This is a genomic window from Tabrizicola flagellatus, assembly GCF_046295235.1.
In the GTDB taxonomy this organism is placed as follows: Bacteria; Pseudomonadota; Alphaproteobacteria; order Rhodobacterales; family Rhodobacteraceae; genus Tabrizicola; species Tabrizicola flagellata_A.
Map to the genome: position 1 here is coordinate 131,955 of NZ_JBKBLV010000001.1, position 24,063 is coordinate 156,017.

Here is a 24,063-nt window from a genome sequence, read left to right on the forward strand (position 1 = left end):
GGGGATGGGGCTGTGCCGGTGCCGTGCGCCGCGATGCGCGTCATGAGGCCCCGGGAACGGAGCGACGGACCAGCCAGGAGAAAGGGGTCGGCGCCGCCCCGCGGGACGGCACCGGAGATCAGGCCAGATTACTGGCAGGCAGCCACGTCGGGCATCGCGCCTTCGCAGGCCTGTTCCTTGGTGATGTGGCCGGCTTCGATGGCAACGCCGATCGTGTCCTTGGTGATCGGGGTCGGGGTCAGCAGGATGGCGTTCATTTCAACGCCCTTCTCGCCGCCCGAGAACTTGGTCGCGCCCGGAACGGCGTCCAGAGCGGCCCCGTCGGCCAGGGCCGAGGCGATCTCGCCGGCGGCCTTGCCCAGCTGGCGGGCGTCCTTCCAGACCGAGACGGTCTGGGTGCCGCGCGCCACGCGGTTGATCGCGGCGAGGTCGCCGTCCTGGCCACCCAGCGGAACGTTCAGGCCCTGCGCCGCGAGAGCTGCGGCCACACCGCCCGCCATGCCGTCGTTCTGGCTCAGAACGGCGTCAACGGCGTTGTTGTTGGCGGTCAGGATCTGTTCCATGTTCTTCTGGGCGTTCTCGGGCTTCCAGCCGTCCGAGTTCGCTTCGCCGACGATCTTGATGTCGCCCGAGGCAACGGCCGCGCCGATCACCTCTTCCATGCCCTGACGCAGGAAGCCGACGTTCGGGTCGCCCGGGTCGCCCTTGATGATGGCGTAGTTCCCCTTGGGCACCAGCTTGAAGACTTCCTGGGCGATGATGCGGCCGACACCGACGTTGTCGAAGGTCAGGTAGAAGGTGCGGTTGTCTTCGATCAGGCGGTCATAGCCGACGACCGGGATCCCTTCGGCAGCGGCCTTCTCGATGGCCGGCCCGATGGCGTCCTTGTCCCAGGCGTTGATGACCAGGGCGTCCACGCCCTGCGCGATCAGCGCGTCGATGTCCGACAGCTGCTTTTCGGCCGAGGACTGGGCGTCGGCCGAGACATACTCGTTGCCGGCGGCTTCGATCGCGGCCTTCATCGCGGCTTCGTCGATCTTCCAGCGCTCTTCCTGGAACTGGGCCCAGGAAACACCGATCTTCTTGCCTTCGGCGAGAGCGGCGGACGAGAAGCCGGTCACCGCCAGAACGGCGGCGAGAATTGCGGTACGCATATGTATCCTCCCTATGGATCGGCCTCTGCGGGCCGGTCCGGCAGATTCGCCGGAACAGGGCGGAAGATGCCGCCAATAATTTCAGTTGTCAAAATATAAAAGCGCCGGCCCCGGTCGGGCCGACACCGGACTGGCGCCCGAGGATCAGCGGCAGGCGGCGACCGTGGGCAGAGCGTTCTTGCAGACATCGGTCTTGGTGACGTGATCCGCATCGATGACGACGTCCAGCGTTTCAGCCGTGATCGGGGTCGGGTTCAGCATGATCGACCAGACCGGAATCCCCTTTTCACCCCCCGAGAACTGCCGCGCGTCGGGGATCAGGTTCATCGGCGTGCCTTCGGCCAGCTGGACGGCGATGCGGCCGGCCTGCTTGGCAAGGTCGAAGTTGTTCTTCCAGACCGAAACCGTCTGCGTGCCCATGGCGACCCGGTTCAGCGCCGCCGGGTCTCCGTCCTGCCCACCGATCGGAATGGTCAGGCCCGCCGCCGACAGCGCCTCGATCGCGCCGCCGGCCATGCCATCGTTCTGCGCCAGCACGGCATCGACCTGGTTGCCGGTCTCGGCCAGGATCTTTTCCATGATCGCCTTGGCATTCTCGGGCTTCCAGCCATCGGCATTCGCCTCGCCGACGATGCGGATCTGACCGCCGGCCAAGGCAGGGCCGATCACCTCTTCCATGCCCTGGCGCAGGAAACCCGAGTTGGCGTCGCCCGGATCGCCCCTGATGATCGCATAGTTGCCGGTCGGCTGCTTCTGTTTGACGATGGCCGCGATGATCCGCCCGACACCCACGTTGTCGAAGGTGATGTAGAAGACCTTCTCGTGCTCGATCAGACGGTCATAGGCTATCATCGGGATGCCGGCCGCGGCGGCGCGCTCGACCCCGCTCATGATCTCGTCCTTGTCCACCGGCTGGATCACCAGGGCATCGACGCCCTGCGCGATCATCTTCTCGATGTCCTGCAACTGCTTGGCGGCCGACCCGCCGGCATCGACAGGAATGTACTTGTTGCCGCTGCGCTCGATGATCGAGCGCATGGCGGTCACGTCCCAACGCCAGCGCGGCTGGGACAGATCGCCCCAGGCCACGCCGATCTTCTTGCCCTCGGCGAGGGCAACCGATGTCAGGGCCATCAAGGCAAGGGCCGCGGTCCAGAACAGATTGCGCATCAATACCTCCCCAGGATTGCATGCAGCGGAATCATTAATCCCACAGTTGAACAAAACCAAAGCCAAACCCGCATATCAATTTCAGTTGTCAAAATTATTCAGCTGGTCAAAGCTTGGGATCGGGCGGAAATGGTGGAAGTCCGGCCATTCTGCGGCAAGCCTGCCTCGATGCGCAGCAGAATCGGCGGCTTTTGCTTCGGGAGGCGAAGGAATGTTGGCCAAGGCGACGCATGCCGCCATGACAGAGGCGCGCAAGGGCGTGGGTCCCCTGATCCCGCCCCTGACCGAAAGCCAGCGCCCGCTGCGCCAGCAGGTCTTCGAACTGATCCGCGCCGCCGGACTGATTCCCCGGGTGCAGCTGGCCAAGGACCTGGGCGTGAGCCCGGCCAGCGTGACCACGATCTCGTCGGAACTGATCGAGGCGGGCCTGATCGAGGAGATCGCGGTGCCGCGCGGCGGCGAAGCCGGGCGCGGCCGCCCGGCGGTGTCGCTGGGGGTGAAGGCCGGGGCACATCTGGTCGCGGGGATGAAGCTGTCGGACCGCGAGCATACCGCCGTCATCGTCGACTTCGCCGGCAAGCTGATCGCGGACGAAGCGATCCCGCGCCGGCCGGGCCCCATGCAGCTGGGCGAGCTTCTGGACACGATCGAGGCGCTTCTGGACCGGGTCTGCGCCAAGGCGCAGATCGCGCGGTCTGATCTGTCGGGCGTGGGTATCGGGATTCCGGGCTTTGTCGATTGCGCCGACGGGGTGGCGCTGTGGTCCTCTGTCCTGGTCGAGCGCGCGGTGCCGGTGGCCGAGGCGGCGAGCGCGCGGCTGGGGATCCCGGTGCAGGTGGACAACGATGCGAACCTGGTGGCGCTGGCCGAACTGTGGTTCGGTGCCGGGCGCAGCCTGTCGGATTTCGCGGTGGTGACGATCGAGCACGGGGTCGGCATGGGCTTCGTGATGAATCACCGCATCTATCGCGGCGCGCAGCGGCTGGGGATGGAGCTGGGCCATACCAAGGTGCATCTCGACGGCGCCTTGTGCCGCTGCGGCCAGCGCGGTTGCCTGGAGGCCTATGTCGCCGACTATGCGCTTGCGCGCGAGGCGACGACGGCGCTGAACTGGGGCCACAAGGAAAGCCAGCCGATCAACGTGCTGCTGGAAAGCCTTTACGACCATGCCAAGGCCGGCAATGCCACCGCCAGGTCGATCTTCCGCCGCGCGGGGCGCTATCTGGCGGTGGGGCTGTCGAACGTGGTCAACCTGTTCGACCCGGCGCTGATCATCCTGTCGGGCGAGCGGATGCGCTATGACTATCTCTATGCCGCCGAGACCCTGGCCGAGATGGACAACCTGACGATCAACACTGGCCGCCCGCGCCCGCCGATCGAGATCCATGCCTGGGGCGACCTCCTTTGGGCGCATGGCGCGGCGGCGCTGGCGCTGTCGGCGGTGACCGAGGCGATCCTGGCCAACCAGCCGCGCGATCTGGCAGCGGAATAGGGCGTCAGCCGCCCTCTTCGGCCAGAAGCGCGGCGAGGCCTTCGGGGTAGTCGGGGTAAAGAAGCCGCACGCCCAGCTCTTCCTTGATCCGGTCGTTCCGCACCCGTTTCGATTCGCTGTAGAAGCCGAGCGCCATCGGGGTCATCGTCGGGGCGACCTCCTCGAAGGGCACGGCGGGCGGTTCGGGCAGGCCCAGAAGCCGTGCTGCGTAGGCGATCACGTCCTGCGGCGGGCAGGGATTGTCGTCGCAGACATTGTAAGCAGCGCCGGGGTTCGGATGGCGGATCGAGGCTTCCAACACCTGGGCGATGTCATCGACATGGATGCGGCCGAAGACCTGCCCCGGCTTGATGATCCGCCGCGCGGTGCCGTCGCGGACCTTCTCGAACGGTCCGCGGCCGGGGCCGTAGATGCCGGCGAGGCGGAAGATGTGGACCGGCAGGCCCGTATCCAGCCATTGCCGTTCGGCCACCACGCGCTGCCGGCCCCGGTCTGACTGGGGGGTGAGCGGTGTCGTTTCGTCCACCCAGCCGCCCTGATGGTCGCCATAGACCCCGGTGGTGGACAGGTAGCCGACCCAGACCGCCCTGGACTGGGCGATCTGTGGTGCTGCGCGCAGGAAGGGGTCGCCCTGCGCATCCGGGGCGGCGGAACAGAGGATATGGGTCGCCTCGGCCAGAGCGGGGCCAGGGTCGCCGGGCCAGAGCAGCGGCTCCACCCCTTCGGCGCGCAGGGCCTCGGCCTTGGCGGGATTGCGGGTGGTGCCGATGACGCGCCAGCCCTGCGGGATCAGGCGGCGGGCAAGGGCGCGGGCGGAATAGCCGTGGCCAAGGGAGAGGAGCGTGGACATGGCCGCGACTATCGCGGGGCGGGCGGGGGGCTGCAAGGGCTTGCGGCAGGGGCCGGGGCGATCCAATCTGGCGGGCAGGGGAGGAAGGCGATGGATCAGGGGCTGAAGGGGGCGCTGGGCCTGAACGGGCCGGAGGCATGCCTTGCCTATTACCGCGACTGGGCGGCCAACTACGATTCCGGTTTCGCGGCCGAGATGGACTACATGCTTCCCGCCCATGTCGCGGCGGCCTTCATGGGCACCGGTGCGGGCGGGCCGGTGCTGGATGTGGGCGCGGGGACCGGGCTTCTGGCCGAAGCCCTGCGCGGCATGGGCTTCCGCGCCGGGATCGACGCGGTGGATTTCTCGGCCGAGATGCTGGAGCGCGCGGCGGAGAAGCGGATCTACGACCACCTGATCCGGGCCGACATCACCCGGCCCCTCGACCTGCCGCGGCGCTATGTGGGGATCGTCAGTTCCGGCACCTTCACCGCCGGCCATGTCGGGCCCGAGGCGCTGCCGCAGCTTCTGGCGGTCAGCCTGGAGGGGGCGCAGTTCGCCCTGTCGATCAACCGCCGGGTCTGGTCCGACCGCGGCTTCGACCGCGCGCTGGAGGACCTGTCCGCCGCCCGACGCATCGGCGACCTGCATCTGATCGAGGTCGAGATCTACGGCGCCGCCGCAGCACGGATCGATGCCGACCATGCCGCCGACCGGGCGCTGATCGCGCTGTTCCGAGCCGGCTGAGCGCGACCGTCACAATGGCTTCACTTGCGGACCCGCCCGGCTTCCGGCTTATATGCCGGATCAATCGCAGGACCCCGGAATGCAAGACGACCTGAACAGCGCGATCCTTACCCCCGACGCCCCGCCGATGGAGAGTTTCACCAACGCCGCGGCGGCGGTGGACAGGCTGGAGGCGCTGTACACCCAGGCCACCCGGTTCCTGTCGGACCAGTTCCTGCGCACCGTGTCCAAGGGACATCCCGGCCGCCGCGTCCGCGCCTATTACCCCGAGATCCGCCTGACGGTCGCCAGCTTCGACAAGGTGGATACCCGTCTGGCCTTCGGCCATGTCTCGGCCCCCGGGACCTATGCCACCACGATCACGCGGCCGGACCTGTTCCGCAACTACCTGATACAGCAGATCGAGCTTCTGGTACGCAACCACGGCGTCACGGTCGAGGTCGGCCTGTCGGACACGCCGATGCCGGTGCATTTCGCCGTTTCCGGCACCGAAGTCGCGATCCCGCAGGAAGGGGTGATGGACTTCTCCTTGCGCGACGTGTTCGACGTGCCGGACCTGGTGACCACGAACGACGACATCGTGAACGGGGTGATGACGCGCTATGACGACGGTTCGGCCCCGCTGGCCCCGTTCACCGCGCAGCGGGTGGACTACAGCCTGGCGCGGCTGTCGCATTACACGGCGACCGACCCGACGCATTTCCAGAACCACGTCCTGTTCACCAACTACCAGTTCTACGTGGACGAGTTCGAAGCCTACGCCCGCGCGGCCCTGGGCGACCCGGCCTCGGGCTATACGGCCTTTGTCGCCACCGGAAACCAGGTGATCACCACGCCGGACGGGGTGATCGAGACCCCGTCCAAGATGCCGCAGATGCCGACCTATCACCTGAAACGGGCGGACGGGAACGGGATCACCCTGGTCAACATCGGGGTCGGACCGTCGAACGCCAAGACCGCGACCGACCATATCGCCGTGCTGCGCCCGCATGCCTGGCTGATGGTCGGCCATTGCGCGGGGCTGCGCAACAGCCAGAGCCTGGGCGACTTCGTTCTCGCCCATGCCTATCTGCGCGAGGACCATGTGCTCGACGACGACCTGCCGGTCTGGGTGCCGATCCCGGCGCTGGCGGAAATCCAGATCGCACTGGAGAAGGCGGTGGCCGAGGTCACGCAGCTGGAGGGCTACGAGCTGAAGCGCATCATGCGCACCGGCACCGTCGCCACCATCGACAACCGCAACTGGGAGCTGCGCGACCAGTCCGGCCCGGTCCGCCGCCTGTCGCAGTCGCGCGCCGTGGCGCTGGACATGGAAAGCGCCACCATCGCCGCGAACGGGTTCCGGTTCCGGGTGCCCTATGGCACGCTGCTCTGCGTCAGCGACAAGCCGCTGCATGGCGAGCTGAAGCTGCCCGGAATGGCGACGGAGTTCTACAAGACCCAGGTGAGCCGGCATCTCCAGATCGGCATCCGCGCGATGGAGCGCCTGCGCGAGACACCGATCGAGCGGCTGCACAGCCGGAAACTGCGCAGCTTCGAGGAAACCGCGTTCCTCTAGACGGCGAAAAAACCGTCAAAACCCCTTGTTTCGTGCTTCGGGGCTTGATTTCGGCCGGCAAACCGTGTGTCTGGGCCGTGGCCCCGCAACCGGGGGTGGACGCCCGTTTTTTGCGGGCCGAACCGTGCATATGACACGAAGCGAATAACAACGAAGGATGATCCAATGTCCAAACCGATGACCAAGACCCAGCTGGTGGCCGCTGTCGCCGAAGCCATGGGCGGCGACAAGAAGACCGCGAATGCGGCGCTCGATGCCATCGCGGCGGTCGTGTCGCGCGAAGTCGCCGCGGGCGGCACCGTGACGCTGCCGGGCCTCGGCAAGGTGGCCTGCAAGGCCCGCCCCGAGCGTCAGGTCCGCAACCCCGCCACGGGCGAGACCATGACCAAGCCGGCCGACAAGCAGGTCAAGTTCGCCATCGCCAAGGCGCTGAAGGACGTGGTCAACGGCTGATCCTTCCCGCGACAGCGGAAATGTGAGAGGGTCGCCCGTGGGGCGACCCTTTTGCATTGCGGGAGGCGGGCATGGCCAAGGTCACCGGCATCGGAGGCATCTTCTTCCGCGCCCGCGATCCCGAGGCGCTGAACGCCTGGTATCAGACCCATCTCGGGATCACCCAGCCCGATGTCGCGGTCTGGATGCAGGAGGCGGGTCCGACGGTCCTTTCGCCCTTCAGTGACGACACTGACTATTTCGCCGCAGACAGGCAATGGATGCTGAACCTGCGGGTCGATGACCTGCCCGCGCTGATCGTCCGTTTGCAGGCTTCGGGGATCGCGGTCGAGACGCGGGCCGACTGGGACGGCGACGGCAGCTACGGCACCTTCGCCCGCATCAACGACCCGGAGGGCACGCCCATCGAACTGTGGCAGCCGCCCGGGTGAGGACGCCCGAAATTCTTCGTCGAAGAATTTTGGGCCTTGCGCCTGGGCGCCGTCAGGCGGCCTGCATTCTGCTTCTGTCGCGGTCCAGCACCCGCGCCCGCGCCGGCCGCGCCAGGCAGCGGTCGATCCAGTCGCGCAGCACCGGGTCCTCGGGCGTCGCCTCGGGGAACCAGGCATAGGGCGCGTGCAGAAGCAGGTCCGCCGCCGAGTACCGCTCGCCCAGGATCCACGGCCCCTTGTCCAGCGCCGCCCGGAGCCGGGCAACGGCGGTCTGGTGATCCCGCACCGCCGCGGTCAGCCAGGGATGCGAGACGCCCGCGGCGTCCATGATGAAGGTCGGTTCCAGCACGCCCTGATACCAGGCCAGCCACATCGCGAACACGCCCCATTCGGGCGTCCCCACCGCCGGGGCCATGCCGCTGTCGGGGAAGAGGCTGGTCAGGTGCAGGATGATCGCGGCGCGTTCGGTGATGACATGGCCGTCATGCACGAGGACCGGTACCTTGCCCTCGGGATGCGGATTGGCCGGGTCGCGCCCGCCCGAGCCGTCCATGCGCGGGATCGTCACCTCGCGGATCTCCACCCAGTCCTGGATGCCCATCTCATCGATCAGGGCGACGATGGCCGAGGACCGGCTGTGCGGGGAATGGAACAGGGTCAGCATCTTTCTCTCCTTTGCTGGCTGATGCCTCTGGTATAGGCTTTGGCTCCTGTCAGAAACTGTCAGTAGTCCATGCCCAAGTCCGACCGCCTGTTCCGCCTGCTGGATGCCTTCCGGATGCTGCCGCAGCCCGTCACCGCCGCCCGGCTGGCCGAGGAGACGGGCGTGTCCGAGCGCACGCTCTACCGCGACATCGGTGCCTTGCGGGCAGCGGGGGCGCTGATCGACGGCGAGGCCGGGGCGGGCTATACGCTGACCGAGGACCCGGCCCTGCCGCCGCAGATGTTCACCCGGCTGGAGGTCGAGGCGCTGGTCCTTGGCCTGGCCGAAGTGACCATGGCGGGCGATCCGGCGCTGGCCCGCGCCGCCGCCCAGGCCCAGGCCAAGATCATTGCCACCCTGCCCGACCGCGTGCAGCGCCAGGCGATCCACGCGGTGACCCAGACCTACCGCATCGACCGCCGCGCCCCCCTGCCGCCGCACATGCAGACCCTGCGCGAGGCCGCCTGGGAGGAACGCGCGCTGGACATCGCCTACCGCGACCTGACAGGCAGGGTGACCGAACGGCGGATCTGGCCCTTGGGCACCGTGTTCCTCGACCGCGAGGTGCAGTGCCTGGCCTTCTGCTGCCTGCGGCAGGATTTCCGTCGCTTCAAGGTGCAGCAGATGGACCGGGTCGCGCTGACCGACGAAAGCTTCCGTCCCCGCCGCGTGCCGCTGCTGCGCGATTTCATCGCGCGCCTGCGCGTCGAGGGGCGCCGCAGCCCCCCGGCTTGAAAGCCCGCGAATCCGCGTGATACCGTCCGCCCCGCAGGTCCAGGAAAGCCAGATGTCCGACGCCCCCGCCACGCTCGATCCGACCAAGAAGCCGGCCGGGGCCATGACCATGGTCTACAAGGACTATTACTTCCTGCGCCGCTGGGTCGACTACTATGGCCGGCAGTTCGGGCGTGAGCACCTTTACATCCTGTCGCACGGCGGCGATCCCGAACATGACCGCATCTGCGAGGGCGCCAATGTCATCCGCCTGCCGCGCGACCCGACCCTGTGGCGGATGGAGCGGCGGCGCTGGTCGATCAACAGCCAGTTCTCGGCCGGGATGCTGCGCTATTACAACTGGTTCATCGTCGGCGACGTGGACGAGGTGGTGATCGTCGATCCTGCCGTGGCCCCCGACCTGGTGACCTATCTTGGCCGTTATACCCACCCCAGACGCACGCCGGCCTCGCTCTGCCCCTTCGGGATCGAGCTGGTCCACAACCCCGAGGCCGAGCCCGAGCCCCTGTCCGACGACGCCCCGATCCTGTCGCGTCGCCGGGTGTTCCGAGCCAATGCCAACTATGCCAAGCCCTGCGTGTTGCGGAAGGAAACCGGCTTTACCGTCGGCGGGCACGCGAACAGCCACCAGCCGCGCGTGCTGGACCCGCATCTCTACCTGATCCACCTGCGCTTCTTCGATTACGACACGGTCACGGAACGCCTGGCAGGCCGCAAGGACATGCGCGCGATCATGGCCGGAGATCGGGACCCGAAAGAAGTGGGAAAGGCCTGGGGCAAGGACCTGGAAACCTTCCTCAAGCTGTCCAAGGGCGTCGCCGAACGCGAGGACGCCGAGTTGCCCGAGTTCCGCAAGCGCATGATCGAGGAACAACAGCACCTGCACGACGGCAAGATCACCTTCTTCGGCGGCGGGCGCACGAAGGCGCTCTACCGCCTGCCCGACCGTTTCGCCTCGGTCTTCTGACTGCCTGAAGGACAGCCCATGGACCTGAACCGCCGCCCCGTCGCATCGCTCTGGATTGGCGAAAGCCTGCACTACATCAACCAGCTCTGCCTGAAGTCGCATCTGGTGATGGGCCACCCGGTGACACTCTATTGCACCGACAAGGTGCGCAACGTCCCCGAGGGGGTGGAGGTGCGCCCGGCCTCCGAGATCATGGAGATCGACCGCGCGATCGTGGCCGAGACCTCGGCCTCGTTCCTGTCGAACGTGTTCCGCTACAAGATGATCGCAGCGACCGGCGCGATATGGATCGACTGCGACGCCTTCTGCCACCGCCCCTTCCCCGAAGGCCAGGAGCATATCTACGCCGGCCACGGCATGCGGGGGGCGCTGAACTGCGGCGTGGTGGCGATGCCGCAGACCGGGCGGCTGATCGAAAGCCTGCTCGACTATTACGACAACCTTCCCGACTACCCTGCCTGGTGGGGCAACAAGCAGCGCCGCAAGATGGACAAGCTCGATCGTTCGCTGCCGAAAGCCGTCCGCATCTATCACACCGAACGCACCGCCTTCGGCCCGCAGGCCTTCACCCATTTCGCGCAGGTCACGGGCGATATCGACAAGGCGATGACCGCCGACACGCTTTACCCCGTGCCCTTCCAGCTGAACGATGTCTTCTACGACCCCCATTCCAACGTGGAAGGCCATTTCACCGACGCCACCCTCTCGGTCCACATCTACACCAATGCCGCGCGGCCCTGGTGGCGCAAGAACCCGCCCTTGAAGGGCAGCTACATCGCGCGGATGTGCGAGAAGCTGGAAATCGACCCCTCCGCCGCCCTGGACGAATGAGCTTCACCCGCCAGACCAGCCCGCACGGGTCGCTGGTGGCGCTGTCCACCATGAAGGACGAAGGCCCGACCGTGGTGGAATGGGTCGCGCATCACCTGGCGCTCGGCTTCACCGAGATCATGGTCTATACGAACGATTGTTCGGATGGCACCGACGACCTGTTGAAACGGCTTGAGGCGCTGGACATTGGCGTCCACCACCGCGACAACGTGATCCCCGAAGGGATGAAGCCGCATCCCTCGATGCTGAAGGCCGCGGCCGAGGAAGAGCTGATCGTCAACTCCGACTGGCTTCTGGTGCTGGACGCCGACGAGTTCATGGTCATCAACCACCCCTCGGGCACGCTGGACGGGCTGGTGGCCGACCTGAACGCGATGAATGCCCAGGCCATGGTGCTGACCTGGCGCATCTTCGGATCCTCCGGCATCCGCGACTGGTCGCGGGAGCCGATCACCGACCAGTTCACCCGCGCCGCGCCCGAGTTCTGGAACAAGGGCTGGGGCACCAAGACGCTGCTGAAGTTCGATCCGAAATACCTGCGGCTGGGCATGCACCGCCCGATCATCAAGTCGCAGCACAAGGACACCGACTATCCCGAAAGCGTGCTGTGGGTGAACGGCTCGGGCCGCCCGCTGGAGGAATGGTTCAAGTTCCGCGGCTGGCGGTCGATCCGCCGGACCGTGGGCTACGACTGGGGGCAGATCAACCACTATGCCATCAAGTCGATGGCCGCCTATTCCCTGCGCAAGTTCCGCGGCAACGCGAACCTGAAGAAGGACAAGTACAACGCCGACTACTGGTCCCTGCAGGACCGCAACGAGGTCGAGGACACCCGCATCTTCCGCCACCGCGCGCGCCGGGCCGAGATCATGGCCGCGCTCCTCTCCGATCCCGAGGTGCGCCGCCTGCACGAGGCCGCCCATGACCGGGCCGAGGCGCGGCTGGCCGAATACCGCCAGTCGCCCGATTACCTCGCATATGTCGCCAATCTGGAAGCCGCCTCGAACGTGCCGATCAGCCAGGTCGTGGCCAAGCCGCCGAAACCCCGTGACCCCGAAGCGGTGAAGGCGGTCCAGACGAAACTGGAACAGCGCCGCAACGCCCAGCCGAAAGAGGTCCGCCGCACCCCGCCACCTCCCGGCTGGGGCTCGCCCTTCGCCTCGCCCTATGTTTCGGGCTCGGCCGACCTGTCGCAGGACATTCCGCTGGAGCTGGTGGAAAACCAGGGCCTGAAGATCCCGCTCGACCCCCGCGTCTTCACCGCCGCCGCGCTGGAGGTGATCAGGTCGGGAAAGTTCGACCGCCGCCATGCCCGCAACATTTCCGGATTTGTGAACGGTTGTTCCAGTCTGCTCGACCTGGACGCCGGCATCGGCTTCGTCGCGCTGCGCGCCCGCACCGCCCTGCCCGACCTGCGCATCACGGTCCACGACGAACGCCCCGCGCTCCTCCTCCTCTCGCGACGCATCGCCGCGCTGAACTTTCCCGACACCGCGGGCCTCGCCTGGTCGCAGGCCACGCTGAACCCCGAAGGCATCTGGTCGGGCCTGCATCGCCTTCTGGCCGAGACCCGGCCCGAGGTCCTGCGCCTCTCCGGCCCGCTCCTGCCGCCCGAGGCGCTGCCCGAACCAGCCCTCGCAGGCCTGCGCCGCATCCTCATCCCCTTCCTCGACCCCTCAGAGGTCACCGCCGCGCGGGCGAAGCTGACCCCCGCCCTCGCCGCCCTGGGCTTTGCCGAGGACGAAACCGGCGAACCGAACGGCACGCTGTTCCTGCGCCGCGACTGAGCCTCGACCCCTGCTCTTGCCCCTTTCCCAAATACTCCCGCCGGAGGCATCCGACGCCAGCCGCCGGGCGCCACCCTCGCCCCTTGCACCCGCCGCCGAATGCCGTAAGGTCAGTCTTACCTCGGGGTGCCCGGAAACGGGCTGAGATGCGCAAGCGAACCCGTCGAACCTGAACCGGATCATACCGGCGGAGGGAAGGTGCATGGACTTCTCCATCCCCGACCGTTCCGTCGCACCATGGAGAAGAGGATGAAAAGACATCTCCTTGCTGCGGGCCTTCTGACCATCGCCACGCCGGCGCTGGCCGAAACACCCGTCCTGACCGTCCTGACCTACGACAGCTTCACCTCGGAATGGGGCCCCGGCCCCGCGATCGAGAAGGCCTTCGAGGAAACCTGCGCCTGCGACCTGCGCTTCGTCCCCGCCGGGGATGGCGCGGCGCTTCTTGCGCGCGTCCAGCTGGAAGGCGCGGCCTCCGAGGCCGATGTCGTCCTTGGCCTCGACACCAGCCTGACGGCGGCCGCCGCCGCGACCGGGCTGTTCGCTCCGCACGGCCAGACGCCGCAACTCGACCTGCCGGTGGAGGTCGCCGATTCCCTGTTCCTGCCCTATGACTGGGGCTGGTTCGCCTTCGTCCACGACCGGACCCGCCTGCCCGAGCCGCCGAGGACCTTCGAGGCGCTGGCCGCCTCGGACCAGAAGATCGTGATCCAGGATCCCCGCTCCTCGACCCCCGGGCTCGGGCTTCTCCTCTGGGTCAAGGCGGCCTACGGCGACCGCGCTGCTGAAATCTGGCAGGGCCTGGCCGACAACGTGGTCACCGTCACCCCCGGCTGGTCCGAGGCCTATGGCCTGTTCCTGGAAGGCGAGGCCGACATGGTCCTGTCCTACACCACCTCGCCCGCCTACCACCTGATCGCGGAGAAGGACGACAGCAAGGCCGCGGCGCTTTTTGACGAGGGCCATTACCTCCAGATCGAGGTCGCCGGCAAGCTGGCCGCGACCGACCAGCCGGAACTGGCGGACCGCTTCCTCGCCTTCATGCTGACCGAGGCCTTCCAGTCGGCGATCCCCCAGACCAACTGGATGTATCCCGCCGTCACCCCGGCGGCCGGCCTACCCGAGGGTTTCGACGCCTTCCGCCCGGCCAGGTCGCTCCTGATGACGCCGGAAGAAGCCCGGTCCGCCCGCGACCCGGCGCTGGCCGAGTGGCGCGCGGCGCTGGCAAAGTGACCCGTGGCACGCGCGCAACCGCCCCGCGCCTCCCCTCCCCCTCGTGGGGAGGGGATGGGGGTGGGGGGCCTGCCCGATGAAGCCGAAGCTTGTACCCCGCCAGAACCTGCCCGCGCGCCTCGTGGCGGGGCTCCTCCTTGCGCTGGTCCTCGCGCCCCTGCTGGCCGTGGGCTGGCGCGGGGCGGTGATATCGCTTGGGCCTGCCGACTGGGCGGCGGTGCGCTTTTCGGCGACGCAGGCGGTTCTGTCGGCGGTCTTTTCCACGCTTCTGGCCGTGCCCGTCGCCCGTGCGCTCGCCCGCCGCCAGTTTCCCGGTCGGGGCGCGCTCATCACCCTGATGGGCGCGCCCTTCCTTCTGCCGGCGGTGGTCGCGGTGCTTGGGCTTCTGGCCGTCTTCGGTCGGGGCGGCATGCTCAATCAGGCGCTCACCGCCCTCGACCTGCCGCCCGTCTCGATCTACGGCCTGCACGGCGTCGTCCTGGCCCATGTGTTCCTGAACCTGCCGCTGGCCACCCGGATGATCCTGCAAGGCTGGCTGTCGATTCCAGCCGAACGGATCCGGCTGGCGCAATCCCTCGGCTTCACCCCGCGCGAGACCTTCCGCCACCTCGAGGCGCCGATGCTGCGCGAGGTGCTGCCGGGGGTCGCGCTGGTGATCCTGGTGATCTGCCTGACCAGCTTTGCCGTGGTCCTGACCCTGGGCGGCGGCCCCTCGGCCACCACGATCGAGCTGGCGATTTATCAGGCGGTGCGCTTCGAGTTCGACCTGGCGCGCGCGGCGGGGCTGGCGGGGGTGCAGCTGGTGCTGGGGGGACTGGCGGCGCTGGCGGCCTGGGGGCTGACCCGGCCTGCGGGATTCGGCGCGGGGCTCGACCGGCCGCTGCGGCTGGACGCACCGCCGGGCTGGCGGCGCGCGCTGGATGCGCTGGCGCTGGTCCTGACGGGTCTGTTCCTGGCGCTGCCGCTCCTCGCCGTCCTGATGCGGGGCCTGCCGGGACTGGCGGACCTGCCCGCCTCGGTCCTGCCCGCGGCGGCGCGGTCGGTCGGTGTGGCGCTGGTCTCGGCGGTGCTGGCGACGGCGGCGGCGCTGGCGCTGGCGCTGGCGGCCGCACGGCGGCAGGGCCTTTGGGTCGAGACGGCGGCGACGCTGCCGCTGGCGACCTCGGGCCTGGTCCTCGGCACCGGCCTCTTCCTCCTCATCCGGCCCTTCGCCCCGCCGATGACGCTGGCGCTGCCGGTCACCGTGCTGGTCAACCTCGCCCTGTCGCTGCCCTATCTCTACCGCATCCTCCTGCCCGAGGCGCGGGCGCTGCATCAGGACTACGGTCGGCTGGCCGACAGCCTCGACCTGCGCGGCTGGCCCCGTCTGCGCTGGCTGGTCCTGCCACGGCTCGCCCGGCCCCTGGGCTTTGGTGCCGGCATCGCCGCCGCGCTGTCGATGGGCGATCTGGGCGTCATCGCCCTGTTCGCCGGGGAGCGGCAGGCCACCCTGCCCCTTGTCGTCAGCCAGCTGACCGGCGCCTACCGGATGGAGGCCGCCGCCGCCGCCGCGTTGATCCTTGTCACCCTCTCCTTCGCCCTGTTCTGGGCTTTCGACGCCGGAGGCCGCCGTGCTGCAGCTTGACCGCCTGACCTTCACCCAGCCCGGTTTCCGCCTGACCGCCGACTGGCAGGCCGAGCCCGGCAGCCTGATCGCGATCATGGGGCCGTCCGGGGCGGGAAAATCCACGCTCCTGTCAATGATCGCCGGGTTCCTGCCGCCGACCTCGGGCCGGGTCCTGTGGCAGAGTGCGGATCTTGCACCCGTCCCCCCCGGTCAGCGGCCGATGACGATCCTGTTCCAGGACCAGAACCTGTTCCCGCATCTGACCGTGGCGCAGAACATCGGCCTTGGCCTCACGCCCGACCTGCGCCTGTCGGACGCCGATCGCGCGCGGGTCGGGCAGGCGCTGGCCCGGGTCGGCCTGGCCGGCCTGGAGGAAAGGCGCCCGGCTCAGCTTTCCGGCGGGCAGGCCAGCCGCGCGGCACTTGCCCGTGCCCTGCTGCGGGCGCGGCCGATCCTGATGCTGGACGAACCCTTCGCCGCGCTGGGACCGGCGCTGCGGGCCGAGATGCTGGCTCTGGTCCGCGAGGTGGCGCAGGAGACCGGAGCCCTCGTCCTGATGGTGACGCATGACCCCGAGGACGCAAGGGCCCTCGGCGGAAGCCTGGCTTTCGTTACCGACGGCGTGGTCCATCCTCCGGTGGCAACCGGGATGCTGCTGTCCAACCCGCCGCCAGAGGTGCTGGAATACCTAGGCCGGAAATGAAAAACCCCGCCAGTGGCGGGGCTTTCCGATAGATCTGGCAGAAGATCAGGCGTGCTGCTTCTTGCCCTTGACCCCGGCCCAGATGCGCTTGTTGGTCAGGTACAGCAGCGTCGACAGCAGCACCAGGAACAGCACGCTGACAAAGCCCGCGTTCTTGCGGTCCATCAGCTTCGGCTCGGCCGCCCAGTACAGGAACGAGGCCACGTCCATCGCCATCTGGTCCACCGTTGCCGGAGTGCCGTCGGCATAGGTCACCTGATCGTCCGAAAGCGGCGGTGCCATTGCGATCCAGCCGGTCGAGAAGGCAGTGTTCTCGTAGAAGAACGACCCGAACTCCTCCTTTTCCTCGCCGGTATAGCCGGTAAGGAGGGCGTGGATGTATTCCGGTCCGCCCATGCCCCTGAACAGCTGGTTGATCCCGGTGCCGTAAGGCCCGTGGAAGCCCGCACGGGCCTTGGCCATCAGCGACAGGTCGGGCGCGCCCGCCCCGGTGTTCGCCGGGAAGTTGTCGCTGGGGATCGCCTCGCGGTCCTCGCCGGTTTCCTTGTCGGTCACCGTGAACTGCTTGGCATAGGCGCGGACCTGGTCCTCGGGCAGGCCGGGCCCGCCCGGGTCCGACAGGGTGCGGATCGGGACATATTTCAGCCCGTGGCAAGCCGAGCAGACCTCGGTAAAGACCTGAAGTCCGCGCTGCAGCTGGAACTGGTCGAACTTGCCGAAGGGGCCTTCATGGGCGAATGCCACGTCCTCGACATGCCCGCCTTCACCGGCGGCGATTGCGCCGCCGGCGGTCAGGGTCAGGGCCGAAGCGGCGATGAGTGCGATGTTGCGGAACATGTGTCGTTTCCTCTCACTCGGCCGGCGTGGCCTTGGGGCCGTAGTGGGCGTTGAAGTCTTCCTCGATGGTCGCGGGCTGGGCCAGCGGCTTCTCGATCACGCCCAGAAGCGGCAGGATGACCAGGAAGTAGGCGAACCAGTAGGCCGAGGCGATCAGCGAGATCGTGGCATAGGGCTCTTCCGCGGGCATGGCACCGCACCACATCAGGACGATGAAGTCGATGACTAGCAGGGCAAACCACCACTTGAACATCGGGCGATAACGGCCCGAGCGCACCGATGAGGTGTCGAGCCAGGGCGCCAGCGCCATGACCGCGATCGCGCCGAACATCGCCAGCACGCCGAAGAACTTGGCGTCGATGATGCCGAACGACAGCCATTCGGCCGCGATCACCACCCAGACATCGCCGGTGAAGGCGCGCAGGATGGCGTAGAACGGCAGGAAGTACCATTCCGGCACGATATGCGCGGGCGTCGCCAGCGGGTTCGCCTCGACGTAGTTGTCGGGGTGGCCCAGGTAGTTCGGCATGAAGCCGACGATGGCGAAGAACACCGCCAGGATCACCGCCAGCGCGAACAGGTCCTTGATGACGAAGTAGGGCCAGAAAGGAACGGTGTCGCGGTTTGCCTCTTCCTTCGACCCACGGCGGACCTCGACCCCCGTGGGGTTGTTGTTGCCGGTGGTGTGGAAGGCCCAGATGTGCACCGCGACCAGCGCCGCGATCACGAAGGGCAGAAGGTAGTGCAGCGAGAAGAAGCGGTTCAGCGTGGCGTTGTCCACGGCCGGGCCGCCGAGGAGCCAGGTCTGGATCGCCTCGCCCACACCCGGGATCGCACCGAAGAGGCCGGTGATGACGGTGGCGCCCCAGAAGGACATCTGGCCCCAGGGCAGGACGTAGCCCATGAACGCGGTGCCCATCATCAGGAGGTAGATGATCATGCCGACGATCCAGGTGATCTCGCGCGGGGCCTTGTAGCTGCCGTAGTAGAGGCCGCGGAAGATGTGCAGGTAGACGGCGAAGAAGAACAGCGAAGCGCCGTTCATGTGCAGGTAGCGGATGAAGTAGCCGCCGTTCACGTTGCGCATGATGTGTTCGATCGAGGCGAAGGCCTTGTCGACATGCGGGGTGTAGTGCATCGCCAGGATGATCCCGGTGACGATCTGCAAGGCAAGGCAGAAGGTCAGGACGATGCCCCAGATCCACATCCAGTTCAGGTTCTTGGGCGTGGGGATCATGATGGTGTCGTAGAGGAGCCCCGCGATGGGCAGGCGCTTGTGCAGCCAGCGCTCACCGGCGGTCTTGGGCTCGTAATGGTCGTGCGGAATTCCGGCCATGTTTCTGATCCTTACCCAAGCTTGATCGTGGTTTCGTCGAAGAAGGCGGCCACCGGCACGTCAAGGTTCCTTGGCGCGGGTCCCTTGCGGATACGGCCTGCGGTATCGTAGTGCGAGCCGTGGCAGGGGCAGAACCAGCCGCCGAACTCGCCGGCGCCGTCGCCCAGCGGCACGCAGCCCAGATGGGTGCAGACCCCCATCATCACCAGCCATTCGCCCGCCTCGTCGAGCGTGCGGTTCTGGTCCGATGCATCGGTGCCAGGCTTGTTGGCGTTCTCCGAGTTCTGATCGACCAGATCGCTCAGCGCCGTGGCGCGGGCGGCCTCGATCTCTTCTGGGCTGCGGCGGCGGATGAACACCGGTTTACCCAGCCATTTCACCGTCAACTGCGTGCCGACCTCGACGGCGGACACATCGACCATGATCGAGGCGAGCGCCCGGGTGTCGGCCGAAGGATTCATCTGGTTGATCAGCGGCCAGACAGCGGCGCCCGTGGCGACCGCCCCGGCGCCTGCCGTTGCGTAGTACAGGAAATCCCGCCGAGTGCCTTCGCCGGTGCCTGCGTGATCGTCTGCGTGGGACACGAGATCTTCTCCCCTATCGGACCGGGGGCGCCGGCCCATATGACTTGAGGGGCAATGGAAAGCCATGCCCTGCCGCGGGTGTATCTAGCCAAGGCGCGTCCCCGCGTCCAGCGGACAAAGTCGCGCAGGGCCGCATTTCTCTGCGGCAGAGGGTCGCCTGTGTCTCTATGGTCGCGGGGTTCAGGCGTCCGGCGCGGTGGCGCGCATCGCAGGGCGGTCGGCGAAAGCGGCATGCCAGGCGGCGAGCGCGGGATGGGTGGCGCGCCAGTCCCGGTCGGCATGACGGAAGTCCAGGTAGCCCAGCGCGCAGCCGACCGCGATCTGCCCCATGTCGAGCGGGCCGGCGAGATGGCTCAGCCAGCGGTCCTCCAGCGCGGCCAGGGAGCGGGCGATCTTGCTCCACTGGGCCTCGATCCAGGCGGGCGAGCGGGTGGCTTCCGGGCGGACATGCGCCTCGTAGCGCATCAGGACGGCGGCCTCGGCGATACCGTCACCCGTCGCCTCGATGGTCAACGTGTCCCACAGATGCGGCGCGGCGGGGTAGAGCCGTGCGTCCAGCAGGTCGTCGAGGTAGCGGGTGATGACCCGACTGTCGTAAAGCGTCGGGCCGTCGGGACGTTCGAGTGCGGGGATCTTGCCCAGCGGGTTGCGGTCGACCGGTAGCGTGCCGGGATCGAGCGGGCTGCCCGAGGCGGGACTCAGGGTGACGCGATCGACTGCGCCCGCCTCATGCAGCAGAACCATCACCTTGCGCACAAAGGGCGAGGCGGGGGCGTGGTAGAGCTTCACTCGTCGGCCTCGCGCAGGCGGAGGCGGGCCATGAGGCCTGCGTCGATCTCGTAGGTCCGGCCTCGGAAACGCACCACCCGGCGGAGGCGGGCGGTGGCGTTGGTCTGGCGATCCCCGGCCCTGTCGGCGGGGCGGTGGAGGGACAGGCCCTCGCCCATGTCGTCCAGCGCGTCCTCGGCCCGCTGGTCGGTCCGGCCGGGATGGGTGGAAGAGCGGACCCAGCGGGTGACGGCAAGGGTCGTCGTCGCGACGAGGCCGAGACGGATCGCAAGCGGGATCAGGGGGGCGATGGGCAGGGGCATGGGGACCTCCGGTTTGCTCCGGCGACTGTAGGGGCGGAGGGGGTGGAGTGTAAACAGCCGCGGAAGGTGTCCACGGTGGACAATCCCGGTAACTCAAATGATTCCAGATACTTGGTTGCAGACGGTAACGGAAATTTAACGTGCGGATTTTGCTGATGTCTGCTTGGGGTTGGCTCCTCGTGCGCCTTCGGCTTCTCGTCGCGGGTGGTCAAGCGAGGAGTGCCGAAGGCAATCGACGAGCGGTTCATCGCGTGGCGGCCAGCCAGTCGCTCACGGCCTGGGCCATCGCCTTGGGCTTCCTTCCGTTGGTGTAGTAGCTGGTGAAGGGCACGGTTTCAGGCGTGTCCGCCAGATGGAGTTCGGTCCGGTAGGTGCTTCCGTCGCTGTCCGTGCTGACCCCGACCGACGCCTTCGAAAGCCGGTCAAGCGCGAACCCCTGCTGGCTGAGCCCGCGGACCGAGCGCATGGTCCGGATCAACTGGCCGGTCGACCGGTCCAGCGTCAGCCGCACCCGCCGCACCATCAGCGCCGCGATCAGAAGCGGGATACCGCCGCCGAACATGGCAAACAAGGCCCCGCCAAGCAGCATGCCTTCGCCCATCATCGCCAGCCCGCCCGCCATGAAGCAGAGGGACATGGCGATCATGAAGCTCCCCATGAGCCAGGGGCGGTCTTCCAGGACAAGCAGCGTGTCCGACCGGTGAATGACCTTCATGGCAAACCCAAAGGAAACCGGGTGCAAGGTGCCATGTGGCCTGACGTCAGGCAACGCCGGATCAGCCGAGGTCGCGCCGGATCAGGGCAGCGATCTCCTGTGCCGAGGCATTGCCCTGCGACAGGGCCTGCGCCGCACGGCTGCGGATTTCGCCCGTCTTGTTCTGGTTCAGCTTCCCGGTGCCCTCGACCGGGGCCACACGGAACCGGAACGGCAGGATCATCCGCATCATCCGGGGCATCGCGCCTTCGGTCATCTTGGCTCTGGTCCAGGAGCGCTTGCCGGCGATTCGGGCTTCATGCTCGGCCGAGAGGGCATCGACATCGCCGCGCATCGCGTCTTCGGGCAGGGCTTCCAGGTGCCCGTGCAGGTGGACGGCAACATAGTTCCAGGTTGGGACCTGGTCGGGAACCTCGGAATGCGGCCCATACCAGTCCGGGGAGATGCAGGCGTCGGTTCCCGATATGGCGATCAACGCGGACGCACGAAGGGTTGCACGGGCGATGAGGTTCGAGCGGACGAGGTGAAGGTCGGCACGGCTCGCGTCGTCGTTCAGAAGGAAGGGAGATGTGCGGCGAGCGGGCCGTCGGGGCCGTTGATCGACAGGATGCCTTCGCCCGCGCGCGCGGGCGAAGGCGAGGTTCCGGTCGCGCGGGGTTTGGCGGAAGGCGGGGTTCGGGTGCATCTGGCGTCCTGCGGGTTTGCCTTTGGGACACAAGATCCTTCGAAGAATTTTTGGCAGATCTTCTCGAAAAGACTTGGCGCCCGGCGGGTCAGCGGGGCGCGGTTGCGAGTGAGTAGAGGTCGAGTTCGCTGCGCCGGGTGGCACCAATTCCCGTCCAGAAGGCTGCACCTTCAGCGTTGTTCGCGAAGACCATGAGGTGGCACTTGTCGATGCCCTGTGCCCGGAGCGCGGCGAGGCCTGCGGCGACAAGCCTGCGGCCAAGGCCGGAACGGCGCCGGTCCGTGGCGACGGCGAGGTGGTGAATGAGCCCGCGCCGCCCGTCATGGCCGACAAGGATGGTGCCGGTCACGCGCCCCCCGATTCGGCCACGAAACTGGTGCCGGGGTTGCGGGTGAGGAAGGTTTGCAGCGCGGCTGGGTCATCAGCGGTAGAGAGACCCACACCCGGGGTCGCCTGCCAGAGGGCGCGGGCGGCGGGGATGTCGGCTGGCAGAAAGGGGCGGAGGGTCATGGACTGTCCTTCGGGTGGCGCCTCCTGCGGCTTCGGCGTCTCGTCGCGGGCCGGCGAGGAGTGACGAAGTCATCGACGATCTGGCAAACGGAAAAGGCCGCCGAGGTTTCCCTGGCGGCCCTGATTTCCGTCTCGCCGTGCGCGGCTCAGCCCTGACGGGCTCAGCCTTGACGCGCCTTGTAGCGCTTCTGCGTCTTGTTGATCACATAGACGCGGCCCTTGCGGCGCACGACCTGGCAATCGCGGTGACGCGTCTTCAGCGAGCGGAGCGAGTTGGCGACTTTCATGGTCGACCCTCCTTCTACGCGGCGCGAAACTGCGCCAGATTGAACCTCATGCTTCCCGCGGGAAGCGGCGAATGGTGGGCGGTACTGGGATCGAACCAGTGGCCACTACGATGTCAACGTAGTGCTCTACCGCTGAGCTAACCGCCCGTTTGAGCCTTGCATTCGCGCCGGTCCCTTCCGGTTAAACGAAAAGGACGCGGAGCGAACCGCGTCGGTCAGGCGGGGTCTATACTGACAAGTGTCACGGGCTGCAAGGGGTTTTGGCTTTCCGGATTATCCGGCTATATCGGAAGGAAGAATGCCTTGCACGCCAACGGGAGCGCCGATGACACGGACCGAGACCGAGGCCTATGTCCTGACCCAGCCGGCCCGCCGGATCTCGCCGCTGATCTTCGCCTCGCCGCATTCCGGCAGCGACTATTCGCCGGATTTCCTGGGGCAGGTGGTGCTGGATCGTCGGGCGATCCGGTCCTCTGAAGATGCCTTCGTCGACCGGTTGCTTGACATGGCACCGGCCATGGGCGCACCGCTTCTTGCCGCGCGGGCGCCGCGGGCCTTCGTCGATCTGAACCGCGCCGCCGACGAGCTGGATCCGGGGGTGATCGAGGGAATCGCCCGGGTTCCGCACAATCCGCGCATTTCGTCGGGTCTGGGGGTGATTCCCCGCGTGGTCGCCGGGGGACGGGCGATCTATCGCGGCAAGCTGCCGCTGGCCGAGGCCGAGGCGCGGCTGCGGCGATTCTGGCATCCCTATCACCGTGCGCTGGCGGCCTTGGTCGAAGAGACCCGCGCGGCCTTCGGGCAGGCGGTGCTGATCGACTGCCATTCCATGCCGCACGAGGCGATCGAGGCGCATACCCGCCCCGGCCAGCCGCGGCCCGAGGTGGTGCTGGGCGACCGTTATGGTGCCACGGCGGGACGCGAGGTGATGGACCGGGTCGAGGCCGCCTTTGCAGGGGCCGGGCTGCGGGTCGGACGGAATTCGCCCTTCGCGGGCGCCTATGTGGCGCAGGCCTATGGCAGGCCCTCGCGCGGGGTGCATGTGGTGCAGGTCGAGATCGACCGGGCGCTCTACATGGACGAGGTCCGGGTGGAGCCGCTGGCAGGGTTCGAGGGGTTCCGCGAGCTGATCAGTGGCGTGGTGGCCGAACTGGTGCAGCCCCCGGGCGTGGCGCTGGCGGCGGAGTGAGCCTGTCCTGCGTGGACAGTCATCGCGCATGAGGGATTTCAAGGGGTTGGCTGTGGGCGTTTACCGGGCGTTTGCCTTGGTTGAGGGCGGCTGTTGAATTGAGCGCTGACGCGCGGAGACTCCTTGTCTCGCCTCTGGCCTGCGGCCAACCGGCTCGGGGAGCCTCCGGCGGGGATATTTGAGAACAGGTGAAAGGTGGGGAGTTGTGGGTGAGTGGTTGAGGGAGCGTGGGGTGGGATGAAGAAGGTTCTGGTTGTTGCGGTGGTGTTGGCGCGCTGGTGTGGGGCGTGGTCTCACAGAGGGGCTACAGTTAGGGTCAGGACTCGTTCTCGTTTCATAGCCAGAACATGACAGTTGCGGCGAGGGCGACGGCGGAGAGGAAGACCTTTGGGCATCTGTCGTAGCGTGTAGCGACGCGCCGCCAGTCCTT

27 protein-coding genes, 1 tRNA gene, 1 pseudogene and 1 riboswitch are annotated in these 24,063 nt (G+C 67.5%); of the genes and pseudogenes, 13 read left to right on the forward strand and 16 right to left on the reverse strand.

Going from position 1 to position 24,063, the window contains the following annotated elements:
• Positions 1–128: 128 nt before the first annotated feature.
• Both ACK4IU_RS00675 and ACK4IU_RS00680 read right to left on the reverse strand, forming a co-directional pair.
• Positions 129–1,154 (reverse strand): substrate-binding domain-containing protein, encoded by a 1,026-nt coding sequence (locus ACK4IU_RS00675; RefSeq protein ID WP_409730645.1) that lies wholly within the window; start codon positions 1,152–1,154, stop codon positions 129–131.
• A 144-nt stretch (positions 1,155–1,298) separates the two neighbouring features.
• Complete coding sequence (locus tag ACK4IU_RS00680; RefSeq protein ID WP_409730647.1) at positions 1,299–2,324, reverse strand: substrate-binding domain-containing protein; 1,026 nt, start codon at positions 2,322–2,324, stop codon at positions 1,299–1,301.
• 211 nt (positions 2,325–2,535) lie between these two features.
• Here ACK4IU_RS00680 and ACK4IU_RS00685 point away from each other — a divergent pair, with 211 nt between their 5' ends.
• Entirely contained in the window at positions 2,536–3,816 is a 1,281-nt protein-coding gene (locus tag ACK4IU_RS00685) for an ROK family protein (protein WP_409730648.1), read from the forward strand.
• Positions 3,817–3,820: 4 nt separating this feature from the next.
• On the opposite strand, the gene ACK4IU_RS00690 is transcribed toward ACK4IU_RS00685, so the two are convergent.
• A complete protein-coding gene (locus ACK4IU_RS00690; RefSeq protein ID WP_409730650.1) occupies positions 3,821–4,666 on the reverse strand; it encodes an SDR family oxidoreductase in 846 nt (281 codons plus the stop codon).
• A 90-nt stretch (positions 4,667–4,756) separates the two neighbouring features.
• Here ACK4IU_RS00690 and ACK4IU_RS00695 point away from each other — a divergent pair, with 90 nt between their 5' ends.
• The 4 genes from ACK4IU_RS00695 to ACK4IU_RS00710 all read left to right on the forward strand — a co-directional run bounded on the left by ACK4IU_RS00695 (position 4,757) and on the right by ACK4IU_RS00710 (position 7,834).
• A complete protein-coding gene (locus ACK4IU_RS00695) occupies positions 4,757–5,392 on the forward strand; it encodes a class I SAM-dependent DNA methyltransferase (RefSeq protein ID WP_409730652.1) in 636 nt (211 codons plus the stop codon).
• A gap of 79 nt (positions 5,393–5,471) precedes the next feature.
• Positions 5,472–6,950: an AMP nucleosidase gene (locus ACK4IU_RS00700; RefSeq protein ID WP_409730653.1), complete on the forward strand. Its 1,479-nt coding sequence runs from the start codon at positions 5,472–5,474 to the stop codon at positions 6,948–6,950.
• Between the two features lie 165 nt (positions 6,951–7,115).
• Positions 7,116–7,403, forward strand: coding sequence for an HU family DNA-binding protein (locus ACK4IU_RS00705; RefSeq protein WP_149588468.1), 288 nt, complete (start codon positions 7,116–7,118; stop codon positions 7,401–7,403).
• 71 nt (positions 7,404–7,474) lie between these two features.
• Positions 7,475–7,834 (forward strand): VOC family protein, encoded by a 360-nt coding sequence (locus ACK4IU_RS00710; RefSeq protein WP_409730655.1) that lies wholly within the window; start codon positions 7,475–7,477, stop codon positions 7,832–7,834.
• Between the two features lie 52 nt (positions 7,835–7,886).
• Here ACK4IU_RS00710 and ACK4IU_RS00715 read toward each other — a convergent pair whose 3' ends face one another.
• The gene (locus ACK4IU_RS00715; RefSeq protein ID WP_409730657.1) at positions 7,887–8,498 is read right to left on the reverse strand and encodes a glutathione S-transferase family protein; all 612 of its coding nucleotides are present in this window, start codon (positions 8,496–8,498) and stop codon (positions 7,887–7,889) included.
• Positions 8,499–8,567: 69 nt separating this feature from the next.
• Between ACK4IU_RS00715 and ACK4IU_RS00720 the strand changes: the two genes are divergently transcribed.
• The 7 genes from ACK4IU_RS00720 to ACK4IU_RS00750 all read left to right on the forward strand — a co-directional run bounded on the left by ACK4IU_RS00720 (position 8,568) and on the right by ACK4IU_RS00750 (position 16,399).
• Positions 8,568–9,272 (forward strand): helix-turn-helix transcriptional regulator, encoded by a 705-nt coding sequence (locus ACK4IU_RS00720; RefSeq protein ID WP_409730659.1) that lies wholly within the window; start codon positions 8,568–8,570, stop codon positions 9,270–9,272.
• A 52-nt stretch (positions 9,273–9,324) separates the two neighbouring features.
• Positions 9,325–10,239: a glycosyltransferase family 2 protein gene (locus ACK4IU_RS00725; protein ID WP_409730661.1), complete on the forward strand. Its 915-nt coding sequence runs from the start codon at positions 9,325–9,327 to the stop codon at positions 10,237–10,239.
• 18 nt (positions 10,240–10,257) lie between these two features.
• The gene (locus ACK4IU_RS00730) at positions 10,258–11,070 is read left to right on the forward strand and encodes a hypothetical protein (protein WP_409730663.1); all 813 of its coding nucleotides are present in this window, start codon (positions 10,258–10,260) and stop codon (positions 11,068–11,070) included.
• On the forward strand, positions 11,067–12,857 hold the full coding sequence (locus ACK4IU_RS00735) for a glycosyltransferase family 2 protein (RefSeq protein ID WP_409730665.1): 1,791 nt from the start codon (positions 11,067–11,069) through the stop codon (positions 12,855–12,857). The genes ACK4IU_RS00730 and ACK4IU_RS00735 overlap by 4 nt, the downstream gene beginning before the upstream one ends.
• Positions 12,858–12,969: 112 nt before the next feature.
• Positions 12,970–13,070, forward strand: a riboswitch (TPP riboswitch).
• 36 nt (positions 13,071–13,106) lie between these two features.
• Positions 13,107–14,090: a thiamine ABC transporter substrate binding subunit gene (thiB, locus tag ACK4IU_RS00740; protein ID WP_409730666.1), complete on the forward strand. Its 984-nt coding sequence runs from the start codon at positions 13,107–13,109 to the stop codon at positions 14,088–14,090.
• A gap of 76 nt (positions 14,091–14,166) precedes the next feature.
• Positions 14,167–15,714, forward strand: coding sequence for a thiamine/thiamine pyrophosphate ABC transporter permease ThiP (locus ACK4IU_RS00745; RefSeq protein WP_409730668.1), 1,548 nt, complete (start codon positions 14,167–14,169; stop codon positions 15,712–15,714).
• Entirely contained in the window at positions 15,701–16,399 is a 699-nt protein-coding gene (locus tag ACK4IU_RS00750) for an ATP-binding cassette domain-containing protein (protein WP_409730670.1), read from the forward strand. The genes ACK4IU_RS00745 and ACK4IU_RS00750 overlap by 14 nt, the downstream gene beginning before the upstream one ends.
• 45 nt (positions 16,400–16,444) lie before the next feature.
• Here ACK4IU_RS00750 and ACK4IU_RS00755 read toward each other — a convergent pair whose 3' ends face one another.
• The 11 genes from ACK4IU_RS00755 to ACK4IU_RS00805 all read right to left on the reverse strand — a co-directional run bounded on the left by ACK4IU_RS00755 (position 16,445) and on the right by ACK4IU_RS00805 (position 22,591).
• Positions 16,445–17,236, reverse strand: a complete 792-nt coding sequence (locus tag ACK4IU_RS00755; protein ID WP_409730672.1) for a cytochrome c1 — start codon at positions 17,234–17,236, stop codon at positions 16,445–16,447.
• A 13-nt stretch (positions 17,237–17,249) separates the two neighbouring features.
• Complete coding sequence (petB, locus tag ACK4IU_RS00760; protein WP_409730673.1) at positions 17,250–18,572, reverse strand: cytochrome b; 1,323 nt, start codon at positions 18,570–18,572, stop codon at positions 17,250–17,252.
• An 11-nt stretch (positions 18,573–18,583) separates the two neighbouring features.
• On the reverse strand, positions 18,584–19,156 hold the full coding sequence (gene petA / locus ACK4IU_RS00765; RefSeq protein ID WP_149588457.1) for a ubiquinol-cytochrome c reductase iron-sulfur subunit: 573 nt from the start codon (positions 19,154–19,156) through the stop codon (positions 18,584–18,586).
• 180 nt (positions 19,157–19,336) lie between these two features.
• Positions 19,337–19,945, reverse strand: coding sequence for a glutathione S-transferase C-terminal domain-containing protein (locus ACK4IU_RS00770; protein ID WP_409730675.1), 609 nt, complete (start codon positions 19,943–19,945; stop codon positions 19,337–19,339).
• The gene (locus tag ACK4IU_RS00775) at positions 19,942–20,247 is read right to left on the reverse strand and encodes a hypothetical protein (protein WP_409730677.1); all 306 of its coding nucleotides are present in this window, start codon (positions 20,245–20,247) and stop codon (positions 19,942–19,944) included. The genes ACK4IU_RS00770 and ACK4IU_RS00775 overlap by 4 nt, the downstream gene beginning before the upstream one ends.
• A gap of 244 nt (positions 20,248–20,491) precedes the next feature.
• The gene (locus tag ACK4IU_RS00780) at positions 20,492–20,962 is read right to left on the reverse strand and encodes a hypothetical protein (protein ID WP_409730678.1); all 471 of its coding nucleotides are present in this window, start codon (positions 20,960–20,962) and stop codon (positions 20,492–20,494) included.
• Positions 20,963–21,023: 61 nt separating this feature from the next.
• Complete coding sequence (locus tag ACK4IU_RS00785; RefSeq protein ID WP_409730680.1) at positions 21,024–21,647, reverse strand: FMN-binding negative transcriptional regulator; 624 nt, start codon at positions 21,645–21,647, stop codon at positions 21,024–21,026.
• Between the two features lie 88 nt (positions 21,648–21,735).
• On the reverse strand, positions 21,736–21,996 hold the full coding sequence (locus ACK4IU_RS00790) for a GNAT family N-acetyltransferase (protein ID WP_409730682.1): 261 nt from the start codon (positions 21,994–21,996) through the stop codon (positions 21,736–21,738).
• Positions 21,993–22,157, reverse strand: a complete 165-nt coding sequence (locus tag ACK4IU_RS00795) for a hypothetical protein (protein ID WP_409730684.1) — start codon at positions 22,155–22,157, stop codon at positions 21,993–21,995. Before ACK4IU_RS00795 ends, ACK4IU_RS00790 begins: the two co-directional genes overlap by 4 nt.
• Positions 22,158–22,318: 161 nt before the next feature.
• Positions 22,319–22,444: a type B 50S ribosomal protein L36 gene (gene ykgO, locus ACK4IU_RS00800; RefSeq protein WP_023666132.1), complete on the reverse strand. Its 126-nt coding sequence runs from the start codon at positions 22,442–22,444 to the stop codon at positions 22,319–22,321.
• Between the two features lie 72 nt (positions 22,445–22,516).
• Positions 22,517–22,591: transfer RNA gene (locus tag ACK4IU_RS00805), tRNA-Val, on the reverse strand.
• Positions 22,592–22,769: 178 nt separating this feature from the next.
• Between ACK4IU_RS00805 and ACK4IU_RS00810 the strand changes: the two genes are divergently transcribed.
• Positions 22,770–23,633, forward strand: a complete 864-nt coding sequence (locus tag ACK4IU_RS00810; protein ID WP_409730686.1) for an N-formylglutamate amidohydrolase — start codon at positions 22,770–22,772, stop codon at positions 23,631–23,633.
• 334 nt (positions 23,634–23,967) lie between these two features.
• Here the strand turns inward: ACK4IU_RS00810 and ACK4IU_RS00815 are convergent.
• Positions 23,968–24,063: pseudogene (locus ACK4IU_RS00815) on the reverse strand (IS5/IS1182 family transposase); the annotation flags it as partial.